14 protein-coding genes and 1 other RNA gene are annotated in these 19,367 nt (G+C 61.2%); 5 read left to right on the top strand and 10 right to left on the bottom strand.

The genetic code is table 11. The features are described from left to right. Nucleotides 1-26: 26 nt before the first annotated feature. The 7 genes from aroA to gyrA all read right to left on the bottom strand — a co-directional run bounded on the left by aroA (nt 27) and on the right by gyrA (nt 9,356). Nucleotides 27-1,331, bottom strand: a complete 1,305-nt coding sequence (gene aroA, locus BM136_RS09990; RefSeq protein WP_092971684.1) for a 3-phosphoshikimate 1-carboxyvinyltransferase — start codon at nt 1,329-1,331, stop codon at nt 27-29. A 25-nt stretch (nt 1,332-1,356) separates the two neighbouring features. Next, the gene (locus BM136_RS09995; RefSeq protein WP_092971685.1) at nt 1,357-2,265 is read right to left on the bottom strand and encodes a prephenate dehydrogenase; all 909 of its coding nucleotides are present in this window, start codon (nt 2,263-2,265) and stop codon (nt 1,357-1,359) included. 97 nt (nt 2,266-2,362) lie between these two features. Continuing rightward, nucleotides 2,363-3,487 carry a histidinol-phosphate transaminase gene (gene hisC, locus BM136_RS10000; RefSeq protein WP_092971686.1) on the bottom strand — a complete coding sequence of 375 codons (1,125 nt, stop codon included), beginning with the start codon at nt 3,485-3,487 and terminating at the stop codon, nt 2,363-2,365. A 52-nt stretch (nt 3,488-3,539) separates the two neighbouring features. Beyond that, nucleotides 3,540-4,655 (bottom strand): prephenate dehydratase, encoded by a 1,116-nt coding sequence (gene pheA, locus BM136_RS10005; RefSeq protein ID WP_092971687.1) that lies wholly within the window; start codon nt 4,653-4,655, stop codon nt 3,540-3,542. A gap of 87 nt (nt 4,656-4,742) precedes the next feature. Next, complete coding sequence (gene serC / locus BM136_RS10010) at nt 4,743-5,879, bottom strand: 3-phosphoserine/phosphohydroxythreonine transaminase (protein WP_092971688.1); 1,137 nt, start codon at nt 5,877-5,879, stop codon at nt 4,743-4,745. 115 nt (nt 5,880-5,994) lie between these two features. After that, complete coding sequence (locus BM136_RS10015; RefSeq protein WP_012761551.1) at nt 5,995-6,555, bottom strand: DUF2059 domain-containing protein; 561 nt, start codon at nt 6,553-6,555, stop codon at nt 5,995-5,997. Between the two features lie 128 nt (nt 6,556-6,683). Continuing rightward, nucleotides 6,684-9,356, bottom strand: coding sequence for a DNA gyrase subunit A (gene gyrA / locus BM136_RS10020; RefSeq protein ID WP_092971689.1), 2,673 nt, complete (start codon nt 9,354-9,356; stop codon nt 6,684-6,686). 432 nt (nt 9,357-9,788) lie between these two features. Here gyrA and ompA point away from each other — a divergent pair, with 432 nt between their 5' ends. Then, nucleotides 9,789-10,445: an outer membrane protein OmpA gene (gene ompA, locus BM136_RS10025; RefSeq protein WP_027677885.1), complete on the top strand. Its 657-nt coding sequence runs from the start codon at nt 9,789-9,791 to the stop codon at nt 10,443-10,445. Nucleotides 10,446-10,617: 172 nt separating this feature from the next. Here ompA and BM136_RS10030 read toward each other — a convergent pair whose 3' ends face one another. Continuing rightward, nucleotides 10,618-11,124 (bottom strand): outer membrane lipoprotein, encoded by a 507-nt coding sequence (locus BM136_RS10030; RefSeq protein WP_092971690.1) that lies wholly within the window; start codon nt 11,122-11,124, stop codon nt 10,618-10,620. Nucleotides 11,125-11,284: 160 nt separating this feature from the next. Here BM136_RS10030 and ubiG point away from each other — a divergent pair, with 160 nt between their 5' ends. From ubiG to ssrA, 4 genes are all read left to right on the top strand, one after another. After that, complete coding sequence (ubiG, locus tag BM136_RS10035; RefSeq protein WP_092971691.1) at nt 11,285-12,001, top strand: bifunctional 2-polyprenyl-6-hydroxyphenol methylase/3-demethylubiquinol 3-O-methyltransferase UbiG; 717 nt, start codon at nt 11,285-11,287, stop codon at nt 11,999-12,001. Then, nucleotides 11,998-12,687, top strand: a complete 690-nt coding sequence (locus BM136_RS10040; protein WP_092971692.1) for an HAD-IA family hydrolase — start codon at nt 11,998-12,000, stop codon at nt 12,685-12,687. Before ubiG ends, BM136_RS10040 begins: the two co-directional genes overlap by 4 nt. 119 nt (nt 12,688-12,806) lie before the next feature. Beyond that, entirely contained in the window at nt 12,807-16,589 is a 3,783-nt protein-coding gene (locus BM136_RS10045) for a DUF748 domain-containing protein (RefSeq protein ID WP_092971693.1), read from the top strand. Between the two features lie 32 nt (nt 16,590-16,621). Further along, nucleotides 16,622-16,979, top strand: a transfer-messenger RNA (tmRNA) gene (gene ssrA / locus BM136_RS10050). 409 nt (nt 16,980-17,388) lie between these two features. Here ssrA and BM136_RS10055 read toward each other — a convergent pair. Next, a complete protein-coding gene (locus BM136_RS10055; RefSeq protein WP_217649354.1) occupies nt 17,389-18,381 on the bottom strand; it encodes a fimbrial protein in 993 nt (330 codons plus the stop codon). Between the two features lie 15 nt (nt 18,382-18,396). Further along, entirely contained in the window at nt 18,397-19,059 is a 663-nt protein-coding gene (locus BM136_RS10060; RefSeq protein WP_175537111.1) for a fimbrial biogenesis chaperone, read from the bottom strand. Nucleotides 19,060-19,367: the final 308 nt, after the last annotated feature.

Here is a 19,367-nt window from a genome sequence, read left to right on the forward strand (position 1 = left end):
ATGAAATGCAGGCGGTTAATTGCGATTCAAGCGGTGATGCCACCGAACGCAGTGAAATATTCCGGGAACGTCTTGGCGACGCAACGCGGGTCGTTGATACGCACGGGCACTGGACCGAATGCCGCCAGCGAAAACGCCATCGCCATGCGGTGGTCATCATAGGTGTCGATGCCACCGGCCGGCGGGGTCCATTGCGATGGAGGGGTCACGCGAATGTAGTCGGGGCCTTCCTCCACCTCGGCGCCAAGCTTGCGCAGTTCGGTGGCCATGGCGCTCAGCCGGTCGGTTTCCTTGACGCGCCAGCTGGCGATGTTGGTCAGTGTGGTCGTGCCGTCGGCAAACAGTGCAGCCACCGCCAGCGTCATTGCCGCATCCGGAATGTGATTGCAATCCAACTCAACGGCGTTGAGCTTGCCGTCGTCGCGCTCGACGCCGCGCACCTCGATCCAGTTGCCGCCCGCCATGACGTTGGCGCCCATGCGGTTGAGCGCGTCGGCAAAGCGGACATCGCCCTGGATGCTGGACATGCCGACACCCTCCACGCGCACCGGCCCGCCGCCAAGCGCGCCTGCGGCCAGGAAGTACGAGGCAGACGATGCATCGCCCTCCACAAAGATCTCACCCGGCGCCTTGTACGCCACGCCGGTCGGTACGGTAAACGACGCCCAGCCATCGCGCGCGACGTGCACGCCGAAGCGCGCCATCAAGTTCAGCGTGATCTCGATGTAGGGCTTGGAAATCAACTCGCCAACCACTTCGATGGTGACATTGCCGGCAGACTCGACCAGCGGGAGTGCCATCAGCAATGCCGTCAGGAACTGGCTCGACACATCGCCGCGCACGCGGATCGGTGCATCGATCTTGACCGCCGCGGCATGGATCGCCAGCGGCGGATAGCCCTCATTGCCCGTGTAATCGATGCACGCGCCAACTTGGCGCAGCCCGTCAATCAAGTCTCCAATCGGCCGCTCGTGCATGCGCGGCACGCCGTGCAAGGTGTACTCGCCGCCTTGCAGCGCCAGCGCGGCCGTCAGCGGGCGGATGGCTGTGCCGGCGTTGCCCATGAACAGATCGGCCGATTTGTTCGTAAAGCGGCCGCCCGTGCCGGCGACACGGTATGCGTTGTCGCCAAGACCTTCGATCGAGACGCCCAGCTTATCGAGAGCCGCGAGCATGACGCGCGTGTCGTCGGAGTCGAGCAGGTCGCGCACCACAGTCTCGCCTTGGGCGAGCGCGGCCAGCAACAGCACACGATTGGAGATGCTCTTCGAGCCAGGCAGCTTGATGGTGCCGCGCGCCGTCTTCAGCGGACCAACGTCGAGATGTTCCATGAATCCATTCAGTTCAAAACAAACGTTATTCGGATTGCGGGCCGGTGGCATTAGCCGCTGCCACGCGTTGCGGCCACGCCAAACGTGCTTCGCTGGCACGGCGGAACATGCGCTCGAGCGCGGCGCCGTCACGCTCAGCGATCATCGTCTTCAGGCGTCCGATCACAGCCTCGTAGGTCGTAAGCTCACGCAGCAGTGCCTCGCGATTTGACAGACAGATGTCACGCCACATCTCGGGCGACGATGCAGCAATGCGGGTGAAATCGCGAAAGCCGCCGCCGGCGAAATCAAGCTTGAGCGCCCCGTCTTCGGCATTGATGATCTGCGCGACCAGCGCATATGACAGCACGTGCGGCAGGTGGCTGACGGCGGCGAACACGGCGTCGTGCTGCACGGCCGACATGATGTGGCAATACGCGCCCGCGGCTTCCCACATCGCCTGCACACGGGCAACATCGCTGCGCCGGTTTTCCTGCAGGGGGCAAAGCACGGTCTTTTTGCCGACATATAGATCGGCCAGCGCAGCCTCCACGCCGTTCAGCTCACGGCCGGCAATCGGGTGGGCCGGAACGAACTGGCTGACCTGATCGCCCAACGCCGTCTTGGCGGCCATGATGACGTCTGACTTGGTGCTGCCGGCATCCGTCACGATGGTGTCCGGACCCAGATGCGGCTGCATGGCGAGCAGCAACGGCAACGTCTGTGCGACGGGCGCGCATAGCACGACCATGTCGGCGCCGCGCACGGCCTCTTCCATCGGCAGGGCTTCGTCGATCACGCCCAGACGGATCGCCGCCTCAAGCGACGCGGCCGATCGCCCGACGCCCACGACATGCCCGACCACACCCGCACGACGCAAGCCCAGCGCCAGCGAACCGCCGATCAGACCGACGCCGACAATCACCAACCGGGAACTGGAAAAAGAAGAGGCCACAACACCGCCCTGCCAGAAAAAAGCAAAGCGGCATTGTAGCCCGATGTGCGCGACGCCCGATGCCTGATACAGGGCGCTACGACGGTCGCTGCAGAAGTTAAGCGGCGGCTTTTTCCTGCGCCAGGGCCGCCTCAAGTGCACCGATGAACGTGGCGTTCTCTTCCGGCAAGCCGATACTGATGCGCAGCCATTGCGGCAAGCCGTAGTTGCCGACCGGACGCACGATCACACCTTGCTTGAGCAATGTAACGTTCACGCGCGCACCGGCGCCCGTGTCATCGCCCACGCGCACCAGGACGAAATTGCCCGAAGACGGCACGTACTTCAGGCCCAGCCGATCAAACGCGTCCGTCAACTGCACGTAACCGGCAGCGTTCAGTTCAGCTGATCGACCCAGGAATTCCGCATCGTTGAGCGCTGCTACCGCTGCCGCCTGGGCCAAGCTGTTGACGTTGAACGGCTGGCGGATGCGGTTGAGCAGATCGGTCAACTGCGGCTGCGCAATGCCGTAGCCCACACGCAGGCCAGCCAGCCCGTACGCCTTGGAGAATGTGCGCGACACCAGCAGGTTCGGGTATTGGCGCACCCAGGCGGTGGAGTCGTACTGCTGCTCCGGTTTGAGGAACTCGTTGTATGCCTCGTCCAGCACGACGACGACCGTCGGCGGCACCTTGGCCAGGAACGCCGCGATCTCGCCGGACGACAGGAATGTGCCAGTCGGGTTGTTCGGGTTGGCGATGTAGATCAGACGCGTGTCCGGGGTAATCGCCGCGGCCATCGCATCGAGGTCATGGCCGTAATCCAGGGCCGGCACCTCGATGGCGCGCGCACCCACCTCCTGCGCCGCGAGTGCGTACACGGCAAAGGAGTGCTGCGCATACATCACGGCCTGCCCCGGCGACACGAGCGCACGTGCCGCCAGTTCGAGGATGTCATTGCTGCCATTGCCGAGCGTGATCCATGTTTCCGGCACGCCAAATTTGGCATGCAGCGCCGCTTTCAGGCTGAAACCATTGGCATCTGGATAGCGCGCCAGTTCGTCAATGGCCGCGGCCATCGCGTTCTTGGCTGACTGCGGCATGCCCAGCGGATTTTCGTTGGACGCCAGCTTGACGATGCGCGCGGCATCCAGACCGAACTCGCGTGCCACTTCGGAAATCGGCTTGCCGGCCACATAAGGCGCGATGGCGCGGACGTACTCGGGGCCGAACTGCAAAGACATGGGGTGCTCCTCTGTTATCGACGCTCTGCCCGTGCAGAGCGCCTTGAATCCCTCAATGTGCCGAGGGATAGGACCCCAACACTTTGAAATACGCCGCGTCGTGACGCAGCTTTTCCAGCGCACGCGCGACCTGCGGGTCTCGCTGATGGCCCTCCACATCGACGTAGAAGTAGTATTCCCACGCACCGCTGCGCGCCGGGCGCGACTCGAAGCGGCACATCGACACGCCGTTCTCTGCCAACGGCGCCAGCAACTTGTAGACAGCACCAGCCTCGTTCGGGACCGACAGGATCAACGACGTCTGATCGCGTCCGCTCGGCTCCGTTTCGTAGTTGCCGATCACGACAAAGCGCGTGCGGTTGTGCGGATCGTCTTCCACATTGGCACGCACCACGTGCAGGCCGTAGCGGTTGGCCGCCTGCACGCTTGCCAGCGCAGCGATGGTTTCGTCCTCGCCTGCCATGCGCGCTGCCTCGGCGTTGCTCGACACAGCCTCGCGCGGCAGATTCGGATAGTTCGTGTTCAGCCACCGTTGGCACTGCGCCAGCGCCTGCGCATGCGCGCGCACCACCTTCACCTGCGACATGTCGCCCGTCTTGTGCAGCAAGTTATGGTGCACGCGCAGCGCGATCTCGCCGCTGATCTTCAGCGACGTCTGCAAGAACAGATCGAGCGTGCGCGACACCACGCCCTCCGTCGAATTTTCCACCGGCACCACGCCACAATCGACCGTGCCGGACTCCGCCGCACGAAACACCTCGTCGATGCTCGGGCACGGCATCGGCTGGATCTCGTGGCCGAAATGCGCGATCACCGCCTGCTCCGAGAACGTGCCCGCCGGGCCGAGGTAGCCGATGCGCAGGGCCTGTTCCAGACCGCGGCAGGCGGACATCACCTCGCGCCAGATGGCGGCGATACTCTCGTCGTGCAGGGGCCCTTGGTTGCCGGACTGCATCTTGCGGATGACCTGCAACTCGCGGTCCGGCCGGAACGCCGGTGACGAATAGCGCTTCTTCACCTCGCCCACTTCCTGCGCTACCTTGGCGCGGCCGGAGAGCAGCGTAAGCAGCTGGTTGTCAATTGCGTCGATCTGCGTGCGCAACGGCGCAAGCTCCGCCGCCAATGCGGCATCCTTGTTTTGCTTCGTATCGTCTGACTGACTGGTCATTGTAGGAATCTGGTTCGGCAACGGATTGCAAATTGCCGCGCGAAGCGGGCGCTTCGCGCAATGTTCTGCCGTGATTGAGTATCAGCCTTACGCAGACACTCTTTCAAACTCACGCATGAAGTCGACCAGCGCCTCTACGCCTTCCAGCGGCATCGCGTTGTATATGCTTGCCCGCATGCCGCCCACGGACTTGTGGCCCTTGAGCTGCACCAACCCGCGCTCGCGCGCTTGCGTGAGGAACGCCTCGTTGCGGGATTCGTCGTTGAGGAAGAACGGCACGTTCATACGCGACCGGCACGTCGGATGAATTTCGTTGCGGTAGAAGCTGCTGGCGTCGATAAAGTCGTACAGCATCTTCGACTTGATGATGTTGCGCGTCTCCAGCGCCTCGACCCCGCCCTGGCGCTTGATCCACTGGAACACGAGCCCCGCGATGTAGATGGCGTAAGTGGGCGGCGTGTTGTACATCGAGCCGTTCTCAGCCACGAGGCGCCAATTGAATGCCGACGGGCACAGCGGGTGCGCGTGGCCCAGGAGGTCCTTGCGGACGATGGCAATCGTCAGGCCGGCGGGGCCGATGTTTTTCTGCGCGCCACCGTACAGGACCTGATAACCGTTCCAGTCGATCGGCCGAGAGAGGATGTGGCTCGACACGTCGGACACCACCACACGCCCGTGCGCCTGACCGATGTCAGGCGTCTCCTGATACTCGACACCGACAATGGTTTCGTTCGTGCACAGGTGCACGTAGGCGGCATCCGACGACAGCTTCCAGCTCGAGACATCCGGAATCTTGTGGAAGCGCTCGGCCTCGCTGGTGGCAGCGATGTTCACCTCGCCGTACTTGCGCGCTTCCTGTTGCGACTTGACTGACCACGTGCCGGTAACGACGTAGTCAGCCTTCGGTGCATCCGCCGACAGCCGACGCATGAGGTTCAACGGCACGATCGCGTTTTCGGCGATGGCGCCGCCTTGCAGGAAGAGGATTTCGTAGTTGTCTGGCACCGTCAGCAATTGCCGCAAATCGCCAAACGCGGCTGCCAGGATGCTTTCGAATTCGCGGCCGCGATGGCTCATTTCCATCACACTCATGCCGCTGCCGTGCCAGGAGACCATCTCCTCCTTCGCCTGTTCCAGCACCTCGAGCGGCAACACCGCCGGACCTGCCGAAAAGTTGTACACGCGCGTTTGGCTGGCTTGAAGGGCTCGATCCGCTTGGTTCATAGGGCGAAGGGCAAAAGAAAAATGGCTGTCTGGGCGCAAACCCAAACAGCCATTATCTACCAACTAGCAGCGCGCCGGGGATTGCGCCCCCCGATCGTCCGCCTATGCCGGTTAATTACTTCGCGGCAGCGGCAACTTCCTTGTCAGCCATGTCGCGCATCTTCTTGCCGACTTGCGGACCGTACTTCTGCATCACGTTGCCCCACACTTCCTGCATCGCCTTACCTTGGTTGGCCATGAACTTCTGGCCGCTCGGCGTCTTCAGGAACGTGGTCAGGTCCTTGATTTCCTGGGTCGAATAGTACTTGCCCAGGGAGTCATAGTGGGCTTGCAGAGCGTCCTTGCGGAACGCTTCCGTGTCAAAGTCCTTGCCGGCGCCGTCGGTCATGCGCTGCACAGCGCCGTTCTTCTTCAGCTTGTCGACAGCGGCTTGCTTCTGCTTGTCGTTCAGAGTCTTGTTCTCGACCAGTGCTTGCTCCAGCACCAGCGGGGCTTCCTGCTTAGCGCCGTTGGCCAACACTTCACCTTGACCCTTGATAGCTGCATCGACGTTCATCGTCGTCAGCAGGTCCTTGATGGCAGCCGTCTTGTCAGCGTCGCCAGCCTGCGCGAACGCAAACAGCGGAGCGAAACCGGCCACCACAATCAGATGTTTGAGTTTGAGACTCTTGTGCATTGTTGCTCCCTTGAGATAAGCGTTGCGTTTAGGCCGGGCGTGTGATGCAAAAGTTCCAAGCCCTTGCCGCGCACAGGTCCGGCATCATGACAGAACTGCGCCTAACGGCAAGCAAAAGATGTTTCTAATTATGTCTCGCTGCTGTCATCCGCCTGTGCATCGGCAGCCGGGGCGGCATCCTCCGCATCGCTCCCTTCGAGACCTCCTTCTGCACCTTCAGCATCGGACTCCATCACACGTTGGAGCCCAGACAGCTTGTTACCCTCGCCCACCGAGATGAGGGTGACACCCTGCGTGGCGCGACCCATTTCACGAATCTCGTCCACACGCGTGCGGATCAGCACGCCGCCCGTCGTGATCAGCATGATCTCGTCTTCAGGCGCCACCAGCGCCGCGGCCACCACCTTGCCGTTACGCTCAGAAGTCTGGATGGCGATCATGCCCTTCGTGCCGCGGCCATGTCGGGTGTATTCCGAGATCGGCGTGCGCTTCCCATAGCCGTTCTCGGTAGCGGTCAGCACGCTGCCGGCGCCCGACTGGGCACCTTCGCCTTCGGTTTCCGCCGGCGCAACCAGCATGGCAATCACTTGCTGGCTTTCCTCCAGGTTCATACCGCGAACGCCACGCGCCTGACGACCCATCGGGCGCACGTCGTTTTCATCGAAGCGCACCGCCTTGCCGGCGTCGGAGAACAGCATCACATCATGCTGGCCATCGGTGATGTCCGCACCAATCAGGAAATCGCCCTCGTCCAGGTCCACCGCAATGATGCCGGCCTTGCGCGGGTTCGAGAATTCCGTCAACGCCGTCTTCTTGACCGTCCCCTTGGAGGTAGCCATGAACACAAAGTGCTGCTCGTCGAACTGCTTCACGGGCAGAATCACGTTGATCTTCTCGCCCGGCGACAGCGGGAACATATTGACGATCGGGCGACCGCGCGAGTTACGGCTGCCTTGCGGCACTTCCCAAACCTTCAACCAGTAAAGGCGACCGCGATTGGAGAAGCAGAGGATGTAATCGTGGGTATTGGCAACAAACAGCGTGTCGATCCAGTCGTCTTCCTTCGTCGCGGCAGCCTGCTTGCCACGCCCGCCACGCTTTTGCGCACGATATTCGGAAATCGGCTGACTCTTCATATAGCCGCTATGGGACAGCGTCACCACCAGATCTTGCGGCGTAATGAGGTCTTCTGTATCCAATTCGGTCGCATTGTGCTCGATCTGCGAGCGACGCTCATCACCGAATTCCGCGCGGATGGCGGTAAGTTCCTCGACGATGATGGCGGTAATGCGCTCAGGACGTGCCAGGATATCCAGCAAGTCGGCGATCTGCGCCATCACCTCACGGTATTCCTGAACGATCTTGTCCTGTTCCAGCCCGGTGAGGCGCTGCAGGCGCATCTGCAGGATTTCTTGCGCCTGCGTGTCCGACAGCTTGTACAGCCCATCGCCTTGCATACCGAATGCAGGCAGTAAACCTTCTGGCCGATACGCGGCACCGCCGCCGGAGGTTTCGCTCTCTGCGCGAACAAGCATGTCGCGCACGAGGCCCGAATCCCAACTGCGGTTCATCAGCTCACCTTTCGCAACCGGCGGGGTCGGAGCGGCCTTGATGATTGCGATGAACTCATCGATGTTGGCAAGCGCAACAGCCAGACCTTCGAGGATGTGGCCACGCTCTCGCGCCTTACGCAGATCAAACACGGTGCGGCGCGTTACCACCTCGCGGCGGTGCAGCAGGAAGCACTCCAGCATCTGGCGCAGGTTCAGCAGACGCGGCTGGCCGTCGACCAGCGCCACCATGTTCATACCGAACGTGTCCTGCAGCTGCGTATTCTTATAGAGGTTGTTGAGAACAACCTCCGGCACTTCGCCACGCTTGAGCTCGATCACCACGCGCATGCCGGACTTGTCCGACTCGTCGCGAATGTCAGAAATGCCTTCGATGCGCTTTTCGGTGACCAGCTCGGCGATACGCTCGAGCAGCGTGCGCTTGTTAACTTGATACGGCAGCTCGTCGACGATGATCGCTTGGCGCTGGCCCCGATCAATATCCTCGAAATGCGTCTTGGCGCGCATCACGACGCGGCCGCGGCCGGTGCGATAGCCTTCACGTACACCCGAAATGCCGTAGATGATGCCGGCCGTCGGGAAGTCCGGCGCCGGGATCAGTTCGATCAGCTCGTCAACCGTCGCTTCGGGGTTGCGCAACAAATGCAGGCAGCCATCAACCACTTCATTCAGGTTGTGCGGCGGAATGTTCGTCGCCATACCCACCGCAATCCCAGACGAACCGTTGATCAGCAAGTTGGGAATGCGAGCCGGCAAAACGGAAGGTTCAGTTTCGGAACCGTCGTAGTTCGGCTCGAAATTGACCGTTTCCTTGTCGAGGTCGGCCAGCAGTTCGTGAGCGATCTTCGACAAGCGGATTTCGGTGTAACGCATCGCCGCGGCGTTATCGCCGTCGACCGAGCCAAAGTTGCCTTGGCCGTCGACCAGCATGTAGCGCAGAGAGAAGTTCTGCGCCATCCGCACGATGGTGTCGTATACAGCAGTGTCGCCGTGGGGGTGATACTTACCAATCACATCCCCGACGATACGGGCGGACTTCTTATAGGGGCGATTCCAGTCGTTGTTCAGCTCGTGCATCGAGTACAACGCACGACGATGCACCGGCTTGAGACCATCCCGCACATCTGGAAGGGCGCGGCCCACGATCACGCTCATCGCGTAAGCGAGGTACGAGCTGCGCATTTCTTCTTCGAGCGATACCGGGAGTGTCTCTTTGGCGAATTGATCCATTGGGCGAACGGTGAGAGGTCCCCTAGTGAGCACAGTGGTGCCCACTGCAGGACGCTGCGGTTGCGCGAATAACAGAACATTTTACCATGCCGCAAGCCCCCTCCCCTCATACGCGCGAGCGACGCATCGTCAACCCCGGGCACGTTCCGTGCGAGCGAGGGCAAAACCGGGGAGCCAGTCCCCATAAGGGTTTGCGAGCCATTTCCTGCCTTGTTGCGTACACACCACAAGGCCGTGGCGCCCCGTTCGAATCGCTTATATTTGCTTTTTAGGAGTGCGTGCTTGTGGCACAATCCCCCAGCGAAGAGGCAGACATTGTTCGAAGTGGAGCCTTCACCACACCGAGAATGTTATACTCCGAAGAATGTATGACTTGTTTTCGTCCCATCTGCTCGCAGTCTTCTGCGGTGATCTCATCCTGAGAGGAGAAATATGAAAAAATTTGCCAAGCTCGCGTTCGCTGCAGCTGCGGTAGCCATGGCTGCGTCCGCTTACGCTCAGTCGGTGCCCTACGAAAAGAAGGCCGTCAACGACAACTGGGGTAACGGCACGAGCGAGTGGGTCTGGAAGAACGGCACGAACGAACTGTGCTGGCGCAATGGCTTCTGGACGCCGGCAACCGCCAACGCTCAGTGCGACGGCGCTCTGGCTCCGGCTGCTGCTCCGACGGCCACCCCGGCTGCTCCGGCTGCTCCGGTTGTGTCGAGCGAAAAGGTTACGTTCGCTGCTGACACCCTGTTCGATTTCGACAAGGCTGTGCTGAAGCCGGAAGGCAAGGCTAAGCTGGACGACCTGGTCTCGAAGCTGAACGGCATCAACCTGGAAGTCGTGATCGCCGTTGGCCACACCGACTCGTTCGGTTCGGACAAGTACAACGACCGTCTGTCGGTCCGTCGTGCTGAAGCCGTCAAGGGCTACCTGGTCAGCAAGGGCATCGAAGCCAACCGTGTTTACACGGAAGGCAAGGGCAAGCGCCAGCTGAAGGTTGATCCGAAGTCGTGCAAGGGCGCTCGCAAGGCGCAAATCGCCTGCCAGCAACCGAACCGCCGCGTGGACGTCGAAGTGGTCGGCACCCGCAAGGCTCAGTAATTCGGTTCACACCGGGAAAAAGCCCAGCGAAAGCTGGGCTTTTTTTCGCCTATACATCGGCAGATGCCCCCTGGTCTGCTGCGGAAATAGGCAATAAAAAAGCGATGACGCCAAATGCGCCATCGCTTTTTCTATTTGGGGCACCGATGCCCCTTCCTCATGACCGCCCTTCTTATTGATAGGAAGGTGTCGCCTGGTCGTTAGCAACCATGGCGCGATCACCAACGCGCAGATTGTTCGGGTTTCGCTGCGTGACGGTCGCGACGCGGCCATCATCCAGGCGCACGGTGATGCGGTACACCGTTTGACCGCCCGCCCCGGCGCGCTGTTCGACTTGGTTGCCCGCATAAGCACCGAGTGCTGCGCCACCAATGGTCGCGACCGTGTTGCCCGTACCGCCACCAACTTGGTGACCCAGAATGCCGCCGGCCACGCCGCCGATGATCGTGCCCAAAATGCCCGGGCTATTTGCCGGGGCCTGCATCGGCTGGATCGATTCGACCCGGCCATAAAGGGCGCCCGTTTGCTGGGGCTGTCCGCTATAAGCCGGTTGCTGACCATAGGCAGGCTGCTGAGCATACCCACCGTTATAACCACCGCCGTAACCGGGCGCGGCGCAGCCTGCCAGCACCGTCAGGCCCACAACACCCAGTCCTATCAGAATTTGTTTGGATTTCATTGATCTCTCCTTGAGCGAAGGTGACAGTTGGAGGAAATGCATGCGCGTTTGTTCACCTCTGTTTCAATGTGAAACCTTTTTCCAGACCCCGTGATTTGGTCGGGGCCACGCTTTTTGGTACATTTCCTCACCTAGCCGATATGCCCTGGCGCAGCGCAACATGACGACCACTCACGCGAACGCCGATCCCGGCGAACTCGAAAAATTTAGCGAACTCGCCCACCGCTGGTGGGATCCGAACAGCGAGTTCAAACCCCTGCACGAAATCAACCCGCTACGCCTTGACTGGATCCAGTCAATCGCACCGCTAGCCGGCAAACGCGTCGTCGACGTCGGCTGCGGCGGCGGCATCCTTTCAGAGAGCATGGCGCGTGCCGGAGCCAACGTCAAAGGCATCGATCTGTCCCGCAAAGCATTGCGTGTCGCCGACCTGCATAGCCTCGAGGCGGGCATTACCGTCGATTACGAGGAGATCGCAGCAGAAGCGCTGGCCGCGCGTGAGTCTGGCAGCTTCGATGTCGTTACTTGCATGGAGATGCTCGAACATGTGCCCGATCCGGCATCCATTGTTCGCGCATGCGCGACATTGGTGAAGCCGGGCGGTTACGTATTTTTCTCCACGATCCACCGAAACGCCAAAGCGTACCTGCTGGCGGTGATAGGTGCGGAATACATCCTGAACATGCTGCCGCGCGGCACGCATGACTACGCCAAGTTCATTCGCCCCTCTGAGCTAAGCGCATTCGTACGCGGGGCTGGCCTCCAAGCGCAAGAGATGCGCGGGCTGGAATACAACCCGATTACCGGCCGCTACGCCCTTACGCAGGACACCAGCGTCAACTACTTGATGGCGACGCGCCGTCCGGCCGAGGCATGAGGGTGCGCCAATTTCCCGATCCGCTGGGCGCGGTGCTGTTCGACCTAGATGGCACGCTTGCGGACACGGCCCCCGATCTTGCTGCGGCGGCCAACAAGGTGCGCACCGACCGCGGTCTCGAACCGGTGGACTACGAAGCGCTGCGCCCGGTCGCCTCGCATGGTGCCCGTGGGCTGATTGGCGTGGCGTTCGGCATTGGGCCGGGAGATGCTGAATTCGAATCGCTGCGGCTGGCATTTCTCGCCAACTACGAAGCAGAAATCTGTGTGCGCACGCAGCTGTTTCCGGGCATGGCTGACGTGCTGGCGGAACTGGGCCGCGCCGGCATCCCCTGGGGAATCGTCACCAACAAATCGGGCCGACTGACGGTACCGCTGGTTGCACAGCTGTCGTTCCCCGTGCCGCCTGCCTGCGTCGTTGCAGGCGACACCACGCCGCACGCTAAACCTCACCCAGCCCCGCTGCTGCATGCAGCCGAATCCATCGGCGTCGATGCACGGCAGATCGTCTACGTGGGCGATGACCTTCGCGATATTGAAGCCGGCCGCGCCGCCGGCATGCCTACCATTGCGGCCAGTTACGGCTATTGTGGTAATGGACCATCGCCCGTGGAATGGCGCGCCGATGCGCTGATTGCCAGCGCGGCCGAGCTGATTCCGCTGCTGCTCGAATCGCAACGCGCTTGACCACGATGCCCCGGTGAATGCCTGGGCGCCGCATCTTTCAGGACCGCCGCCTCCCCCCGGGGACGTGGCGGTCGACCGACTGACGAAGTAGGCCACGCCATGGCCGGACCGACACCAGCATGAGCACCTCCCGCGATTCGCGCCCCGATCTGCAATCGAATACCAACGGCTGGCGCGCACGGCTTGATCGCGTGCGCGGCACGGCCGGCTGGCAACGCGCGGCTCAGGTCGGCACATCGCGACGTACCAAACGCACCGGGATCGGCGTGCTGATCTTCCTGGTGGTGTTCGGCCTGCTGGGCGCATTCGGTGGCCCGCCGCTACTGCGCCACCTGGCGCAAACGCAACTCAGCAAGGTGCTGGAACGGCCAGTTTCGGTCGGCAAGATCAGCATCAACCCATACACACTGCGGCTTGATGTTGACCAGCTCCACATTGCCGAGCGCGACGGCAAGACACCGTTCGTCGACGTCGGCCATCTGCATGTCAATGCCTCGTGGAGTTCGATCTTCCGCCGCGCGCCCGTCATCGAAGAGCTCGGCATAGACGCGCCACACGTGCGTATCGTGCGCACCGCCGAACAGCGCTTCAACTTCTCCGACATCGTCGACAGGCTAAGCCAGCCGGAGAACCCACCCAAGCCCAAGTCGAACGAGCCGGCGCGTTTCGTCTTCGCGAATCTGCAATTGGCCAACGGCGCGATTGATTTTGTCGACCAGCCGCTCGGCACGCAGCACAAAGTGGATGGCTTGCAGATCGGCGTGCCTTTCCTGGCGAGCCTGCCGGCCGACGTGGATATCTTCGTGCAGCCGCTGCTGGCCGCGCGCATCGACGGCGCACCGCTGCATTTCGCGGGCAAAACAAAGCCGTTCGCCGATTCGCTCGAATCCAACCTCAACGTCAAGATCGATGGCCTGGATCTGCCCCGCTACCTCGGCTACGTGCCCGGCCCGCTGCCGGTGGCAGTGCCGCAAGGCAAGCTGACGACGGACCTAGCGATCGACTTTCAGAAGCCGAAGAGCGGCGCGCCGGTGCTGCGCGTACACGGCACGACCGGCCTCGACAACCTGGAAGTGGTCGACGCCAAGAAAGCACCGCTGTTGGCCGCCAAACAAGTGCGTGCAACGCTGAGCGACGTGCGCCCGCTCGACAACGTGTTCCACCTCGATGCGCTGACGCTCGATGGCGTGCGCGTCGATGCCACGCGTGGTGTAGATGGAGTGATCAATTTCGCTCAGCTCGGGGGCAAGCCTGCATCTGCTGAAGCGAAAGCTGTCAAACCTGAGCCCGCGTCGACCGCCAAACCGAAACCGCTGGATGTGGTGGTCAGCAAGCTGCAACTGACCAACAGCACAGTCCATTGGCGTGACGCGACCACGCAGCCGGCGGCTGACCTGACGCTGGAAGACCTCCACGGCGACATTGGCGTACGCACGCTGGGTGGTCCAACCACTCTCGATGTGGGCGCCAAGCTGGCGCAAGGCGGCACGCTCAATGTCAAAGGCAACACGTCACTGGAGAAGAACACCGGCGAGTTGGAACTCAAGCTGGACAGCGTGAAGCTGGCTGGCATCAGCCCGTATCTGCGCCAGGCGGGCGCCCCGCAATTGCAGAATGGCGCGCTGTCGGCCGACGGCAAGGTGGCGCTCGACTTCGGGCCGGACAAATTCAACGTACGCGCGGAACCGCTGACCGCAAGCCTGGCCGACCTGTCGCTGGCGCCCGCCACGGGCAAGGACACCGCGCTGCGCGCCAAGCTGCTGCGCGCGGACGTCAAGAGCTTCGACCTGATCGCCCGCACCATCACGCTCAATGAAGTGCGCGCCGACGGTCTGCAGATCGACGCGCTGCGCAGGAAGGATGGTACGACCACGCTGACGCTGCTCGATGGGCCGCAGCCCGCCGCGGGCAAGTCGGAGGCGCCCGCCAAGTCCAACGCAAAGTCGAATGCCCCAGCCGAAAAGCCGTGGGCAGTGACGGTGCAGACACTGAAGCTGGACAACAGCGCTGTCGGCTTTGAAGACCAATCGAACTCGCGTCCGGTCAAGATCCGTGTCGAGCCGCTGAACGTGGTCGTGCAAAACGCCTCCACCGATCTCGGCAAACCTGTCAACGTGCAGATCGGTGCGGGGCTGGGCACGAAGGGCAAGCTCGATGTGCGTGGCGAAGTGGTGCCGCAGCCACTGAAGGCCGATCTGCGAGTGAACTCGCAGAACCTGTCGCTGGCGGGTTTTGATCCGTATCTGGACAAGACGCTGAATGCGGCGATTACGAGCGCGCTGCTATCGATGGACGGGCACCTCGTGCTCACCCAGGGCAAGGCCCTAACGGTCAACTACCAGGGCAACGCGACGCTGGGCAACGTTCGCCTGCAAGACCGCGTGAGTTCGGACGACTTCCTGCGCTGGCGTTCGCTCGCGCTCAACCGCATCCAGGCCAACTACGACGGCACCACGCCGCGTGTGCGGGTGGGCGCGGTGGCGCTATCGACGTTCTACGCGCGGATCATCATCAATCCGAATGGACGCCTGAACCTGCAGGACATCCGCGTGCAGCCGACCGAGGAGCGACGCTCGCTGACGCAAAGCGAACCTGCATCGGCGTCGGCCGCGGCTGCGTCCGCCCCGGCAGCTGCACCCGTGGTGGCTTCGGCCCCGACTGCGGCACCTGCATCGGCCGTCACCGTCACAGCCACCGGCCCCACGCCCAAAGCCGGCGGCGCCGACCTGCGCGTTGACGCCATCACACTGCAGGACGGCAACATCCGCTTCACCGACAACTTCGTCAAGCCGAATTACACCGCCAACCTTACGGCCATCGGTGGCTCGATCGGCACGATCAGCACCGCCGCCAATCAGACACCCGCTGACGTGACGCTGCGAGGCAGTGTCGACGGCACCGCGCCCGTCGACATCCACGGCAAAGTCAATCCGCTCGCGCCCACGGCCTTTGTGGATCTCACAGCCAAGGCAGACGGCGTGGAACTGACCAACCTCACGCCCTACTCCGCCAAATACGCCGGCTACCCGATCACCAAGGGCAAGCTCACGATGGATCTGCACTACTTGCTCGACCAGGGCAAGCTGACCGCGGATAACCACATCTTCATCGACCAGCTCACCTTCGGCGATCGCGTGGAAAGCAAAGACGCCACAAATCTGCCGGTGCGGCTGGCGGTGGCGCTACTGAAGAATTCACGTGGGGAGATCGACGTGCGCGTGCCAGTGTCGGGCTCACTCGATGACCCGCAGTTCAGCATCGGCAGCGTCATTCTGCGCGCGTTCGTCAACCTGATTGCACGCGCCGTAACGGCACCGTTCTCCTTGCTCGCCAGCGCATTTGGCGGCAGCGGCGGCGAAGAACTCGGCTACATCGAGTTCGATCCGGGCACGTCGAACATCAGTCAGGCGTCATTGGCCAAGCTCGACAAGCTGGCCACTGCACTCAAGGACCGCCCGGCGCTGAAGGTCGACATCGTCGGCCGCGTCGACCCGGAATTTGACCGCGACGGCTTGCGCCGCGAAGTGGTGAACCGTCAGATTCGTGAACAGAAGCTCAAGGATGCCGGCGACGCTGCTGAGGCAGACACCACCGTCAAGCCGGAAGAGGAGAACAAGTACCTTGAACGCGCGTACAAGGCCGCCAAATTCCCGAAACCGCGCAACGTGATCGGCCTAGCCAAATCCTTGCCGCCCGACGAGATGCGCAAGCTGATGGAAACCAATGTGCAAGTGACGGATGCGGATCTGCGGGAGCTTGCCCAGCGTCGGGCGAATGCGGTGCATGTGGCGCTGGCAGAACGTGTGGATCCGGGGCGCCTCTTCGTCGTGGCTCCGAAGCTGACCGCCGAAGGCATCAAGGACAAGGGCAAGACGACGCGGGTTGATTTCTCGCTGAAGTAGCCCATCTATGGGATAATCGACCCTTCCTTACTGGGGCCGACCTGGTTTCGACGTGGGTTGCGAAGCAGTGGAGGGCATACCGAGGACCCGTCACCTCGTTAATCAATGGGAATGCAATAACTGCTAACGACGAACGTTACGCACTGGCAGCCTAAGGGCCGCCGTCCTCGCACTGGCTCGCTGACGGGCTAGGGTCGAAAGACTAGCGAGGTCATCTACGTCAGATAAGCTCTAGGTGAGTCACGGGCCTAGAGACGAAAACTTAGTGAATCGCCGTCGTAGAGCGTGTTCGTCCGCGATGCGGCGGTTAAATCAAATGACAGAACTAAGTATGTAGAACTCTCTGTGGAGGGCTTGCGGACGCGGGTTCGATTCCCGCCGGCTCCACCAATACACCGCAGTACCAAAGATTACGAAAGACAATCTAAGCTGTTAATTTGACGGGCCTTCGGGCCCGTTTTCCATTGGTGCGCCGTTGTCGCGAGATCGTCGCTCGCCGTATCTGAAGGTCCTCGTAAAGCAAGGTGTCTGACTGCCCGGCATGCGGGCATTGCGCGGGCACCGCCTTGACCTCACGCCGACTTGCGAACGGCACTGGCACCAAGACATGTGAACACCAAGATGTTGCCTCCCTTGATGCATCGTGGAGATGCACGGCGGTCCTCTCCGTGGTGGTTCGGTCTACAAGATGTGATCTTGCGGGATGGACGCTACTATCCGACGCGTCTTGGGCAGACTCGCCAGGGTTCACTGACTGCAACCCCTCATTCTCAAGGGTCTACGGTCTGCCCCGGGTCAACTACTTGTAATACAGATCAATCACGACAGCGGCATTGAACGGCCCAGGGACGGATTTCTTGCGCCACACAAGCTGCGTGTCGAGACTGATGGAAGCAGGCGTTGAGCCGCTCATATCGGTCAGTTTGAACCAATCGTTGAAGGCCAGTTTTTCCTGAGTCGCTGAACGCAGGATCGATATCCCAACGGAGTCGTTTTTCTCCGGGACCAGCAAGCCGTCCACGACGGTGCCGGCCGTAGGCGTGAAGCGCGCGTTGACCGTGTACGGCGTCGTGCATGCACGTTGCAGGTTCAGGTTGACGCGCTTGCTCGCGGCGACCGAACCCACCGTTGCATTCAATCCAAATACCTCGCCAAAGTCGACTGTCCCTGGCGTGACCGTAAGTTGGGGCGCGCACGGCACAAAACGAATGTTGCTCAGGCCTGTCAGCACATAGTTAAGGTTGTTGGTTGCCGGGTAATTCATCCCTCCGGCGCCATCCAACTGGAACACGTTATATGTCGCCAGGTTCGAGGCTTGTCCCGAAGTCGGTGTCGCGCCGTACTTTTCCACGAACACTGAAAAGGTCAGTGTGAATTGCGCTTTGCGCCACCCGGTGCAGTTTGCCCAAGTACATCCCTCATGGGAGCTATGCCAGGTATTGACCTTGCCGCTCGACTGCGTAATTTTGACGCCTTGATAGCGGATACCCACACGAATGCCTGTTCCGACACTTATGCTCCAAGGATTGAGATAGAAATAGATCCACTCCGACCCAATCTCCCGGTCGTCAGCGCAAAGAACGTAGATGGTTCTGGGCTTCGATTCCCAAATGATCGTTCCGTCGGGCGCATCTGCCGGCACGGCAAGGTCAGTGCCGAGCGCCTCGGTAATGATGGCGGTGTTCTTACCATCGTCGGCCCAGCAGCTCACTGCAAAGCTCTTGGCCGGCAGCCATGCGAGCAACATCATTAGGAGCGAGAGCACTCTCGAAATATTCATCTTGGTATGCATGATTCGCGCTGGAATTTATTGAAGATCGACTTCGTGCGGAAACTGCAGCCCGACGTCGTTGATCTCGACGAATCGCATACGCAGCGGTCTGAGGGCATGCGGCACCGTCGCATCGAATGTTTGGGTCGCTCCGGGTTCAAGCAGCAGGTAGTCGGAAATGGGACGATGCCCGTCCTTCCATTGCAGATCCAGATCGATCAATGAGACATGAAACAGGCTGGCGTTGACCACTTCAATCTGGTCACCGTTGATCCGCCAGCGGAGCGTGGCGACGGCATCTGACACGCTGCCGCTCAGGGTTTTGGGACGATAGAACAGCTTCAGCCTTTGCTTGATAGCGAACTGAACCGTGTTTTGTTGCATCGGCTTGACCGGAATACCCATGATGTTCAGAAACAGCATCGATTCGCGGTCCGACGGCATCCCATGGCCCGCATAGAAAATGCGTATATCGCGGCTTCGATTCGGCTCGACCTTCAGCAACGGCTCTGCGATCGCAAACGGAATGGTCGGGTCATCCTCGTTATGGGCATCCGTGATCCAGCTCTGCACAAGAACGGGCAGATCGTCCAGATTGGTCACCGGCACAGTGACGCTCTTGCTCGCTTCTTCATAGATCACACGGGTTCCGGTAATAGTCAGTGCAGCATTAGACGGCGCGATCAGCAGCAGTTGCATTGCTGCTGCAAGGAATGCCGGGGAACACGCAATCGCATGTCGCACTCGCTGGAAAGCGTTTGACGAGACATGCGAGAGCCGGATGGCAAAGGCATGCAGCGAAACTGGCCCGCTGGCCATGGGGCCGCTGGCCCTAAGTTTGGCCCGTCGCGCATCGCCATCGCGCCGAGCTTGGATTTCATTTGACTCGTTCAATTTGTCCTTTGACTCCTATTCAGACGATGCACGCGCACCGGCCACGTCAGCTGGACGCGCTAGGACGAAGGGGCCAAGCTCAAAGTGTCCGTGACAGATTTCGCTTTCGCTTT

It is taken from the genome of Ralstonia sp. NFACC01 (genome assembly GCF_900115545.1).
In the GTDB taxonomy this organism is placed as follows: domain Bacteria; phylum Pseudomonadota; class Gammaproteobacteria; order Burkholderiales; family Burkholderiaceae; genus Ralstonia; species Ralstonia mojiangensis.

What these genes read in the sequence shown, in the direction of transcription:
- aroA (WP_092971684.1), bottom strand. Translation starts at nt 1,331, where the DNA reads ATGGAACATCTCGACGTTGGTCCGCTGAAGACGGCGCGCGGCACCATC.
- hisC (WP_092971686.1), bottom strand. Translation starts at nt 3,487, where the DNA reads ATGTCTTTGCAGTTCGGCCCCGAGTACGTCCGCGCCATCGCGCCTTAT.
- pheA (WP_092971687.1), bottom strand. Translation starts at nt 4,655, where the DNA reads ATGACCAGTCAGTCAGACGATACGAAGCAAAACAAGGATGCCGCATTG.
- serC (WP_092971688.1), bottom strand. Translation starts at nt 5,879, where the DNA reads ATGAACCAAGCGGATCGAGCCCTTCAAGCCAGCCAAACGCGCGTGTAC.
- BM136_RS10015 (WP_012761551.1), bottom strand. Translation starts at nt 6,555, where the DNA reads ATGCACAAGAGTCTCAAACTCAAACATCTGATTGTGGTGGCCGGTTTC.
- gyrA (WP_092971689.1), bottom strand. Translation starts at nt 9,356, where the DNA reads ATGGATCAATTCGCCAAAGAGACACTCCCGGTATCGCTCGAAGAAGAA.
- ompA (WP_027677885.1), top strand. Translation starts at nt 9,789, where the DNA reads ATGAAAAAATTTGCCAAGCTCGCGTTCGCTGCAGCTGCGGTAGCCATG.
- BM136_RS10030 (WP_092971690.1), bottom strand. Translation starts at nt 11,124, where the DNA reads ATGAAATCCAAACAAATTCTGATAGGACTGGGTGTTGTGGGCCTGACG.
- ubiG (WP_092971691.1), top strand. Translation starts at nt 11,285, where the DNA reads ATGACGACCACTCACGCGAACGCCGATCCCGGCGAACTCGAAAAATTT.
- BM136_RS10040 (WP_092971692.1), top strand. Translation starts at nt 11,998, where the DNA reads ATGAGGGTGCGCCAATTTCCCGATCCGCTGGGCGCGGTGCTGTTCGAC.
- BM136_RS10045 (WP_092971693.1), top strand. Translation starts at nt 12,807, where the DNA reads ATGAGCACCTCCCGCGATTCGCGCCCCGATCTGCAATCGAATACCAAC.
- BM136_RS10055 (WP_217649354.1), bottom strand. Translation starts at nt 18,381, where the DNA reads ATGCATACCAAGATGAATATTTCGAGAGTGCTCTCGCTCCTAATGATG.
- BM136_RS10060 (WP_175537111.1), bottom strand. Translation starts at nt 19,059, where the DNA reads ATGCAACTGCTGCTGATCGCGCCGTCTAATGCTGCACTGACTATTACC.